Raw genomic sequence first — 9,059 nt, 5'->3', positions numbered from 1 at the left:
CTCAAGAATGTGGACAAGCATAGATCTCGTGGACATCACCCGCGTAGCAAAACCAGCGCACTTGCGATCCCGGCCGCTGCCCATGGACTGGATACGAAGCAGCGATCCCAGATATCAGCGCTTCGGCATGGCCAGCGTCATCAATGTCATAAGCGAGTAGCTTCGGGCGGGGAGCGTCGTATCCTGAGACATTGCGCGTGAATATGGAGTATAAGGGCATCGCAAACCGGCTCCATTTCTACATGTATGAGTAGCAATGTTCCTTCTGTTGGAAACGTTCAGGGTTCAATCGATCAATGGTTAAACAAATTTAACAGATATTCGACAAATTTATTCAGCGGTTCGAAATTCATCGTCTTTCGGGCCGGCATTGCCATTGCTCGCCCTTCGGCTTGAACTCCCAGATCGGCGGGCCCCAGATCTGGCCGGGCTTGTCCCGCCGCGCGGCTGTCCGCTCGAACATGATGCGGTCGGCATCGACGCCCTGAACCCGGTTACCGGCGACCATCAGCGCGCCGTAGTAATCGACCCGCAGCGTGCCGTGGTCAGGGTGGACCCCCAAACAGCTGTGGTGTCGTCCAGCCCAGGCTGTGCGCCTTGGCGCCGAACCGGGTACAAAAGTCGAGCGCCGACTCCCGCATCGTCGCCCACTGTGCGGGCGTCAGGTAGCGACACGGCGAGGTGCGCTCGGAGATGTTCTCGATGGCGCCGTGCCAGATCGCAACGTGGTTCGGTAGCAGGGTGGGGGCGAGACCGGATAGCATCCGGCCGAGCCACGCGAAGGTCTGCTCGCAGGCCATGCGGCCAGAAGCGGGGTTGCCTGATCTGGGTTGATAACCGGCTCGGCCCTGCCCCGATCTGCTCACGGGGCGCGGCGGAAGTCGGCTGATCAAAAGCGGCGCATGTAATCGCCGAGTTCGAGGTGCATCCCCGCTTGAAAGCCGATGTGCCATGCCCGGACGTCAGCAGTTCGCATACCGGCATCCTGATGCCCCCGGGCCACAATGATCCCGACTTGCTCGAGCCGGCGCACGACGCCCTCAACGCTGCCTGTCTCCGGGCTCAGCGTCTTGATCATCTCGCTCGCTGCAAGCCGGCCAGCTTTTTCGCCTCGATCTGTGGGAGCTTGCGGCTTGCTATGCGGCGGCATGGGATCTCGATTACCTCATCTCAGTGAACCGATACGCAACGCGGCTCGTGAGACAGGATGGGGCCGGGCGGTTACCGGGGCGTGCCGGTAGTTAGATACCGCTGTCCCGGACCGGGGGGCGCGACACGAAAAAGCCCGCGCCGGCGGACCGGGCGGGCGAAGGTTGTGACTTCGAACTCGGGGGAGTCGGAAATCGCCGTGACCATACCGCGGCCCGGGCCAAAAGAAAGCTCACTGCAGCGCTGAACAGCCGCCCGATCTGATCACGGGCTGGCGGGGACATCGCGTCCTGCGGCAGAACCGATACTTAACGCGGCTCGGAAGGCAGGATGCCAACAGTGGGTTAGCCGACCTTCACCCGGGCGGGCTTCGGACTGTGTTGGAATAGGCCGCGGAGGACCCGGAAGGGCAGAAGCAGTAGTTTGACCAAGCCGTGAGCGACCATGACGGTGGCGACGGCCAGAAGGGCTAGGAGGGTGTTGCGCAACGTGGTGCGCTCCAAGACGGAGTAAGCTTGGCGATCCATCACCGCCATTGCCCTCAGGAGGCGCCCCGAAGACGGCGAGACTGTGAAGCTTCTTGGCTGCGTGCGCTCGCGAAATCAGCCTGGGATGACGTCGGGTACGCCCGATCGGGGTGCTGCGTAGACAACACCTACCAAGTCCTCTCGTCGCCAGACTATGCGAACGGTTGAAGGTATCGGCTCCTGGCCGATCGCGAGTTCGAAGTAGCGCGGCACTGCGAGGCCGGGCGGAAAAGCGAGGCAAGCACCCACGGGTGAGTGGTTCGTCACGATACAGCGGACTCCTGCATCGACCCCTGGGAAGGCAACAAGGCCTTCGATGGTGGCCTCGACCCGGAGCTTCGCGCGGCGATCCTGCATATCAGCACACGCCCTGGATGTATTACGATTAGGTGCAGGTTGTATTCACCAGCATACATCTAAGAACTCAATCCAAGGTGGTAGCGATCCAGGCCGACAGGCGTTGGGGTGCCATTTGGCGACGTATGATTAGCGCCACCCTAATCACTCATGCAACTAAGGGTCGTGCAAGTTTATTTTAGTTACATCTGTGGATGCTGCATTGCCCTGCTGTCTGTCCTGGAGGCTTGGTACGGGGGCACAGTGTGAAACCGCGGCGGACGATGTCGTGGATGGGTGCAGCTACTGAACCGGAACCGGACCTCAGCGCTTCCCTATAGCCGACGCGGTCCTCCTGCGCTGAGGCACGGAGGATCCCCATGCGTATCTTCATGCTGGCCGCGCTTGCCGGTGCCAGCCTGGTTGGCTTGAGCCTTCCGGCCACTGCCGTCCCGGTGGGCCCCGTAGCTGGTGTCTCTTCGCCTTCCGATATGCTCACCAACGTGCGGATGCGGCGTCATCGCATGCGGCGGCCGTCGATGACCTGGGTGCAGCGGCGAGGGTCCCGGCGCTAGCTCGATCAGGAACGGTCGACAACGCCCCTTCGACGGGCCGCCTCATTTAACGCTGATATCAGCCTCGGACTCCGCGGTGACACCTTTGTCCGAGGCTGGAAGCTCGCCCAGTCCCCCGGCGCGGGCTTTCTCGTGGCTCGGGCTTTGCCATGGGCGCCTGCTCGTCGACGAGACCGCAAGCCAACTTGCGGCGCGCTTCAGTTTAGGGGCGCGTCGCCATTTTGAACTCAGCCGCGTTGTCGGAATTATGGACACGCGCATGCCCAGCACTGTGGAAGCGATTGCCGACGGTGCACACGCCCGGGTGGTCGGTCGACCGAAGGACAGTTGCCCTTATCCGGCGGACTCGCCCGAGCGTCGGGCTTGGTTAGAAGGCTACGATGGTACACCCTCAGAGGACGGCCCAGACTCACCGCTGGCCGACGCCTGAGACGGCGAGGGCTGTGCGCATCTCGGCAAGGATAGCCGCCGGGATGGCGGTGTCGAGGACGACCGCGTTACGTCAGTAGCTGCACCTTCGATTTTTCATTGTTCTTCTGGATGGAGATGATGTCAGCGGCTTCAAGAGAGGCGGTTCATAGCGGTCGCTGCGCCACCGTCAGCGCAGCAACGAAAACGAGCGCTGCGGCCGTGAACATCGCAACGCTGCCCCACCACAATATGAGATCGAACAGGCTCACCGTTGGGCCATCCCCGGCAGTGTTTTGGATTTTTGCTTTGGGGTCGCCCAGCAGTCGCGTCAGGCTGTCTGGAAGTGGGCGTTGTGTCCGGTCACAGTGTGACGGCTCGTTTGCCATGGCCAGACCTCTCTACCAACGCTTCGAAATCAGCGCCTTTTTCACGTAGCGCCTACTGGCTCTGAAGCAGAACGGTGAGCATCGTCCCCTAACCCCTTCAGCGGTATGCCCGTCCTGAACCGGTCATACTTGCGACCGAGCAGGTCAAGCATAGCCCCACGTGCAAACATCACCATGTGGCGATCGTGTTCCGCAACCACGCGCAGCAGACGTTCCCGGAAGATCTCGTCGGGTTCAGGATCGCTCATGCTCGGCTCTTAGCCTAAAGCGGCTTCGTTGGACGGGTCGAGTCTGACAGCATCCATTCTCTCGGCGATCTCGTGGATGACCTCCTGCACAAGTGGAGGCCAGGCCACCTCGTTCGCTTCAAGGAACTGGGCTGCGCTGATCAACGTCGTCAATTGGTTCGATGGGATTGGGCGTTGCATGACTTGCAGAGCCAATATTTGCTCTGCCAGTTCATTCAAGAGACGTAAAACCTCAGCCACGCCCTTCGGTTCGACGTCAGTGTCGCTCATGTCACGTAACTCTCGCCTCTAGATTTTTCGTTCGAAACATCAGTCCATTTTTTCAGATCTTGGCGGTGCCGCATGTAGCCCTAGCCGGTAAGCGAGTGGATTAAAGCGCGTCCCACATCCAGGCCGCTCCCATCATCGCCAGACCGCCACACAACAGAGCCACTACGATGTAGCGGTGCAGGCGGTCGTAGAAAGGGATCGCCATAAACAGCCCCCGCAGACGCGGCCCTTGTTGCCCATAGGCTGCGATCGGTCGCTAGCTGCAAATGTTAATGTTTCGTCAATTCATAATTTGCGTGGTCCGCAGGCCACAACGGCTGAAGATCAGCCGACGCTGCGACTCGCGAGTCCGCCAAGGATAAGGACAGCAACGACCGCGATCGCGACTACCACGGCGATGAGGATGGCGCGCATCTGGCCGCTCCGGGGTCGCCAATGGACGTCGAATTCACTTTAGGTAGCCCTTCGCCTTCAAGTGTTCGTTGGTACGGCCTGCTCGCTCCAATGCCTACCCCTGCCGCTCCCGGAAACCGAGACGCCCGAGGCCGTGCTGCCGGAGATGGCGAACGTGATCGAGGTGGAGCCACTGCGATGGGGTGGGCATGGGAACGTCATTGCAGCCGCCAGCGTGTTGATTGTCGAGCTGCTGGAGCGCCCCCGATGTTGATCAGCTCCTACTCAACGTCCGCTCACCATCATGCCGCTTTGCTGCGAGCCGTGAGCGTCGACATCGCTTCTTCTAGCTTAGTGGCCTGGCTTGCGAGATCGCGCGCCACCCCCTGCAGTTCGGTTGCTGCGTCGCCCGCAGTCCGAGCAGCTTCGCTGACTCCAGTGATGCTTCCGGCGACCTCCTGCGTTCCAGAGGCTGCCCGGCTGACATTGCCCGCGATCTCATGCGTCGCGGCACGCTGCTGATCGACCGTGGCGGCCATCGTGGCTGCGACCTGATCCATCTCCGCGATCATAACGGCGATGCGTTCGATCGCTGCGACCGCCGAACTCGTCGCGCCCTGCATGGCCGCCACCTGAGCCGAGATCTCTGAGGTAGCCTTCGCCGTTTGGCCGGCCAGATCCTTGACCTCGGCGGCTACCACTGCGAAGCCGCGACCCGCCTCTCCGGCCCGTGCCGCCTCGATGGTCGCGTTGAGCGCCAGCAGGTTGGTCTGGGAGGCGATCGAAGAGATGAGCGAGACGACATCGCTAATTTTAGCGGCAGAGCCTGACAGGCTCTGAACCGTCGCATCGGTTTGGTGGGCGGCCAGATTGGCGGCCTGCGCGATCTCGGCGGCCCGAGTGACCTGCTGCGAGACCTCGCTCAAAGAGGCTGACAGCTCTTCTGCCGCGGCAGCGACCCCATCCACGTTCTGGGAAGCCTCGTGAGAGGCGCCCATGACGGTCTGAGCCAATCTGGAGGTATCGTTTGTTGCCTTCACGGTCGTCACAGCGCGGCTACTGACCGTATCGGCACCCTGCGCCACGCTCGCGACTATTGCCTGAACTTGCTGCTGGAAGCCTTCAAGCTGTGTCGCGGTTTCGCTCTGGCGCTCATCCTCGACGCGCGCGTATGTCTCTAACAGAAGTTCAAGATCGAACCATGCCAAACGGCTGATTACGCTGGCGAGAGCGTTGTGCTCGCGCAGCTGCCTCATCCTGCTGGGCGATCCGAACCTATCGTCGATCTGGTTCGAGAGGCCGAGTTCGGCAACGAGTGCACGTGACACGACTGAATGGCAGATAACGATAGCGTATGCGGGCACTTTGTGATGGCAGAATGCCGTGGCCAAGCGTTCCACGGATGCGTCGAACTCTGATCCGATTTCGCCAGTGGCCACGAGCGTCCAGTGGGCGAGGCGTGCCGCATGGACATCAGGAACCTTCAGGGCCGGAGCAATTTCCGGCCAGTTCGAGAACGTGTCTTGCAGTTCGGTGAGCAGTGCAGGCATCAGCTGCCTGACAACGCTCGCATGTGCGCGCAACGTCATCATGTCGTCAGCTGTGACGCCGAAAACACCAAGGCTTTTTTTATGCTTGGTGTTCGCCGTCATTCGTATTCTCCAAATTTATTAAGTCTTTTTAACGTACGAGAAACAGACAAAAATGAAGTTAATGATCGAATATGCCGAGGGTCCGTAACTCCCATTTTCGTGGTTTCTCGCCAGTTTTTGACTTGATGGGGCTGCACCTCAACCGCCGGCACTCGGTGACCGGCGAGCTCTTCAATGACCTGCGGATACGGGCGCGCGCCATATGGGCCGAGCACGCACCCATCCAACAGATCGCGTGGACGCTCGGCGTGAGCCGGTCGTGCGTGCACCGCTGGGTTCTGGACATGCTGGAGCACGGCGCCACGTCGGAGAAGAACGGCGGGGTGCGGATCTATCCGTCCGGCTCGCGCCAGTTCGTTAATAAGTTCCGGAGGAGCGGCTACCCGCGCGAACAGCGGCTCACAATGGTGCGGGAGCTGGCGGGGGCTGAGGCATCCGGTATCGCCGGCGGTATCACGACGCCTGCTGCCGACGCTCCGCCTCACGCGCTCGGCCCTGTACCGGCGGGTTGAGTAGGTCTCGCATGGCCTGGCCCGGCTTGAAGCCGACGACGACGCTCTCAGGCACCTTCACTGCGTCTTGGCTCCGCGGATTGCGCCGGATCCGCGCCTCGCGCCGCTTGTGTTCGAACACGCCGAAGCCGCGCAGCTCGACGCGGCCGCCTTGAGCCAGTGCGTCGGCCATCGTGTCGAGGATAGTGGCGACGACGGCTTCGACGTCCCGTGCGAACAGGTGTGGGTTCTGCTCCGCGATGCGGGCGACGAGCTCGGATCGGATCATGGCTGCGGCGTGCCAAGACACCGGCGTCGGGGCAAGTGCAGGCAGGCCCTATTCCTCACCTTTGAGCCTTACCGCCTGAGGCGTCTGGAGGAACCTCAGGCTCAGCCGTTTAGAAGTCCCCAACCGGCTTGCCCAGGGCGTCGCTGAGACGCTTCAACATCCGCAGCTTGCCCTCGCGCTCACGTGCTTGAGCAATTTTGTCCGCTGAGGGGAGGCGGATGTCTCGGCCGTTGCCCTTGTCACGTTCGGCCATCCTAAACCAACCACCTTTCTGAACGTGCGATTGTATACCGCAGTTGCACTTCGACGGAAAGTTGTGTTGCAAGCCGACACCGAGATTGCAAATAGGGTTGGATGACGCATGCCGCGTCGGTCATCGAACAGCATTCTGTCGTCGGCTTCGTTGCCGCTGACCACCCTCAGCATCGGTTTGTGGGAGGAGGATGTCAGCACAGATCGCATCCGCGGCGATGCGGTCATGGGGCAGATGTACGGTCTGACCGATGCGGAGGTCGCCGAAGGTATCTCACGATCGCATCTCTTCTCGATCTTCCACCCGGATGAGGTTTCTCGCGACCCCGAACTTCGCCGAAGCGTGCGTGAGCAAGGCGGGCTGTTCGTGTGGGAGCACCGCATCATGCCGGCGCCCGGCATCGTGCGCTGGGTCTTAGTGCGCGGACATTATGAGCGAGGCCCCGACGGACGGATGCGTGGGCGGGGGATCGTCATCGACGTGACCGACACGCGGGCTGACGGTCATGTCGACGGACCATCGCGTTATCTGGCGGCCTGCCAGACGCTGGGCTCGCCCGCAGAGACCATGGCCGACGGCGCACTGAAGCTTTGGGATCTGATGCACCAGCTCGACGACGACAGCGCTGTCCGTCTCCGTCCGTCTCTGAAAGCACTGCTATTCGAACTTGGCCGCCAGATCGCGGCGGCGCTGCCGGACGGGCAGGTGGCCGCAGCATCAAGGCCATTTCGCGATCCGAAGCTGCACTGAGCCCAAACCATCGCGGGTCGTATATGTGCCGATGCCGCAGCCGGGACCAAGCAGCCGATAATTCACGGCACAGTCGGATGTGCCGCCATGACGGCCGCAGCGATCGCGTTCCGGAACGTTTTCTCCTGCGGACCGGCTCGGCTCGCGACCTCCGCGGGGCTGACCGTCGAGGCTACGAGCGCGGCGACGTCAAGGCGGTGACCACCGGCGAAGCGGTAGGGCCCGGCCGTTGGGTCGCGCATATAGGCGTCGATCGCCGCGACGATCTCGAGGCTGCTGATGCAGCCGGTCCTGCGCAGGTCGGCGATGGTCAATAGTTCGGCATGCATGGTCGCGCTGATCAATCCCTGACGTTGACTTAACGGTACGACCCGGCCGAGATGCCATGTCCGGCTGGCGCGCGCTCTGTGCGAGTCGCCGGCACCATCAGGAGATACAGCCGCCGCAAGTCGACCCCTGAAAAGCCAACGGCCCCCCAGTCGCCAAACTGGAGGGCCGTCGAAAATCGAGATGGCCTGTGAGGCCGGACTGAATACCCCTCACAAGCCACGAAGACGCCCCTGGCGTCAAGCGGGAACGCCAATTCCCGCGACGATGAGGCTTTGCCTTGTGGACCGGACGCCCTGCGGCGGCCCGGAACGACCTGTTGCGGCCCGATGAGGGCCGACACACGTGTTTGCAGACGAGATCCGCCGCGCGATCGAGGCAGCAACCCGAATCACCTTGCCTCAGGTGACGGCGCTGCTCTGGCGCGCCTACGGGGAGGGCAAGATCACGGAGGCCGAGGCCGAGTGCCTGTCCGGCCTGATCGAGGCGCGGACCGATGCGCCCGCGGCTCGCCGGCAGCCGGGCGCCCTCGATATCGGAAATCCGATATCGCCCCAGGCTCGCGCAGGAAGCCCCAGGACGCCCGGTGTCGGCTCACGGCCACGCACGGGCGCCTCGATGGAGCGTCGCCGCCGCTGGGCCGCCTCCGGCCGCATGCCCCTTGGTCTCGCCGCCAAGTTCACTCACGCCGAGCAAGGCGTGCTCGCCCTGGTCGCCGCCGAGACCGCACGACGAGGGGATTGCCGGCTCACGGTCGGGCACATCGCGGCGATCGTGGGCGTGTCCGAGACCACCGTGCGCAACGCCATTCGCGAGGCGCGCAAGCTCGGGCTGGTCACGGTCGAGGAGCGCCCCGTCACCGGGTTTCGCAACCTGCCGAACATCGTCCGCATCGTCTCGGCCGAGTGGACCGCTTGGCTGCGCCTGGCCCGGAAGGGATCCATTCCTCAGGGGGGTGGGTGCAAATCCCCGCAGCGCACGCCTACTGAAGTTCAAGACCTG

General features: G+C 62.5%; 11 protein-coding genes. 3 read left to right on the top strand and 8 right to left on the bottom strand.

The genetic code is table 11. The annotated features are described in order from the left end of the window. Window positions 1-349: 349 nt before the first annotated feature. Together MKL09_RS27230 and MKL09_RS27225 are read right to left on the bottom strand one after the other, a co-directional pair. A complete protein-coding gene (locus MKL09_RS27230; RefSeq protein WP_243968999.1) occupies window positions 350-562 on the bottom strand; it encodes a hypothetical protein in 213 nt (70 codons plus the stop codon). 327 nt (window positions 563-889) lie between these two features. After that, entirely contained in the window at window positions 890-1,078 is a 189-nt protein-coding gene (locus tag MKL09_RS27225; RefSeq protein WP_243969003.1) for a hypothetical protein, read from the bottom strand. A 1,756-nt stretch (window positions 1,079-2,834) separates the two neighbouring features. Between MKL09_RS27225 and MKL09_RS27220 the strand changes: the two genes are divergently transcribed. Then, window positions 2,835-3,017 (top strand): Rmf/CrpP fold protein, encoded by a 183-nt coding sequence (locus tag MKL09_RS27220; protein WP_243969061.1) that lies wholly within the window; start codon window positions 2,835-2,837, stop codon window positions 3,015-3,017. A 408-nt stretch (window positions 3,018-3,425) separates the two neighbouring features. On the opposite strand, the gene MKL09_RS27215 is transcribed toward MKL09_RS27220, so the two are convergent. The 5 genes from MKL09_RS27215 to MKL09_RS27195 all read right to left on the bottom strand — a co-directional run bounded on the left by MKL09_RS27215 (window position 3,426) and on the right by MKL09_RS27195 (window position 6,980). Beyond that, window positions 3,426-3,632 (bottom strand): hypothetical protein, encoded by a 207-nt coding sequence (locus MKL09_RS27215; protein WP_243969007.1) that lies wholly within the window; start codon window positions 3,630-3,632, stop codon window positions 3,426-3,428. A 9-nt stretch (window positions 3,633-3,641) separates the two neighbouring features. Beyond that, the gene (locus MKL09_RS27210) at window positions 3,642-3,902 is read right to left on the bottom strand and encodes a hypothetical protein (protein ID WP_243969010.1); all 261 of its coding nucleotides are present in this window, start codon (window positions 3,900-3,902) and stop codon (window positions 3,642-3,644) included. A 695-nt stretch (window positions 3,903-4,597) separates the two neighbouring features. Then, window positions 4,598-5,947: a globin-coupled sensor protein gene (locus MKL09_RS27205; protein ID WP_244025113.1), complete on the bottom strand. Its 1,350-nt coding sequence runs from the start codon at window positions 5,945-5,947 to the stop codon at window positions 4,598-4,600. Window positions 5,948-6,400: 453 nt separating this feature from the next. Continuing rightward, window positions 6,401-6,727 (bottom strand): HU family DNA-binding protein, encoded by a 327-nt coding sequence (locus MKL09_RS27200; RefSeq protein ID WP_243969014.1) that lies wholly within the window; start codon window positions 6,725-6,727, stop codon window positions 6,401-6,403. A gap of 109 nt (window positions 6,728-6,836) precedes the next feature. Next, window positions 6,837-6,980, bottom strand: coding sequence for a hypothetical protein (locus MKL09_RS27195; RefSeq protein ID WP_244025112.1), 144 nt, complete (start codon window positions 6,978-6,980; stop codon window positions 6,837-6,839). 108 nt (window positions 6,981-7,088) lie between these two features. On the opposite strand from MKL09_RS27195, the gene MKL09_RS27190 reads away from it, so the two are divergent. Beyond that, window positions 7,089-7,730, top strand: a complete 642-nt coding sequence (locus tag MKL09_RS27190) for a PAS domain-containing protein (protein ID WP_243969016.1) — start codon at window positions 7,089-7,091, stop codon at window positions 7,728-7,730. A 62-nt stretch (window positions 7,731-7,792) separates the two neighbouring features. Here the strand turns inward: MKL09_RS27190 and MKL09_RS27185 are convergent, their stop codons facing one another. Beyond that, complete coding sequence (locus MKL09_RS27185; RefSeq protein WP_244025111.1) at window positions 7,793-8,074, bottom strand: hypothetical protein; 282 nt, start codon at window positions 8,072-8,074, stop codon at window positions 7,793-7,795. 328 nt (window positions 8,075-8,402) lie between these two features. Between MKL09_RS27185 and MKL09_RS27180 the strand changes: the two genes are divergently transcribed. Next, a partial coding sequence (locus MKL09_RS27180; protein ID WP_244025110.1) for a GntR family transcriptional regulator occupies window positions 8,403-9,059 on the top strand: 657 nt, incomplete at its 3' end.

It is taken from the genome of Methylobacterium sp. J-048, assembly GCF_022829515.1.
Taxonomy (GTDB): Bacteria; Pseudomonadota; Alphaproteobacteria; order Rhizobiales; family Beijerinckiaceae; genus Methylobacterium.
This window is presented reverse-complemented; position numbering and strand designations above follow the sequence as displayed.

Excerpts from the sequence above, each read along its gene's own strand:
- MKL09_RS27210 (WP_243969010.1), bottom strand. The coding sequence starts at position 3,902 with ATGAGCGACACTGACGTCGAACCGAAGGGCGTGGCTGAGGTTTTACGT.
- MKL09_RS27215 (WP_243969007.1), bottom strand. The coding sequence starts at position 3,632 with ATGAGCGATCCTGAACCCGACGAGATCTTCCGGGAACGTCTGCTGCGC.
- MKL09_RS27190 (WP_243969016.1), top strand. The coding sequence starts at position 7,089 with ATGCCGCGTCGGTCATCGAACAGCATTCTGTCGTCGGCTTCGTTGCCG.
- MKL09_RS27205 (WP_244025113.1), bottom strand. The coding sequence starts at position 5,947 with ATGACGGCGAACACCAAGCATAAAAAAAGCCTTGGTGTTTTCGGCGTC.
- MKL09_RS27225 (WP_243969003.1), bottom strand. The coding sequence starts at position 1,078 with ATGATCAAGACGCTGAGCCCGGAGACAGGCAGCGTTGAGGGCGTCGTG.
- MKL09_RS27195 (WP_244025112.1), bottom strand. The coding sequence starts at position 6,980 with ATGGCCGAACGTGACAAGGGCAACGGCCGAGACATCCGCCTCCCCTCA.
- MKL09_RS27220 (WP_243969061.1), top strand. The coding sequence starts at position 2,835 with ATGGACACGCGCATGCCCAGCACTGTGGAAGCGATTGCCGACGGTGCA.
- MKL09_RS27200 (WP_243969014.1), bottom strand. The coding sequence starts at position 6,727 with ATGATCCGATCCGAGCTCGTCGCCCGCATCGCGGAGCAGAACCCACAC.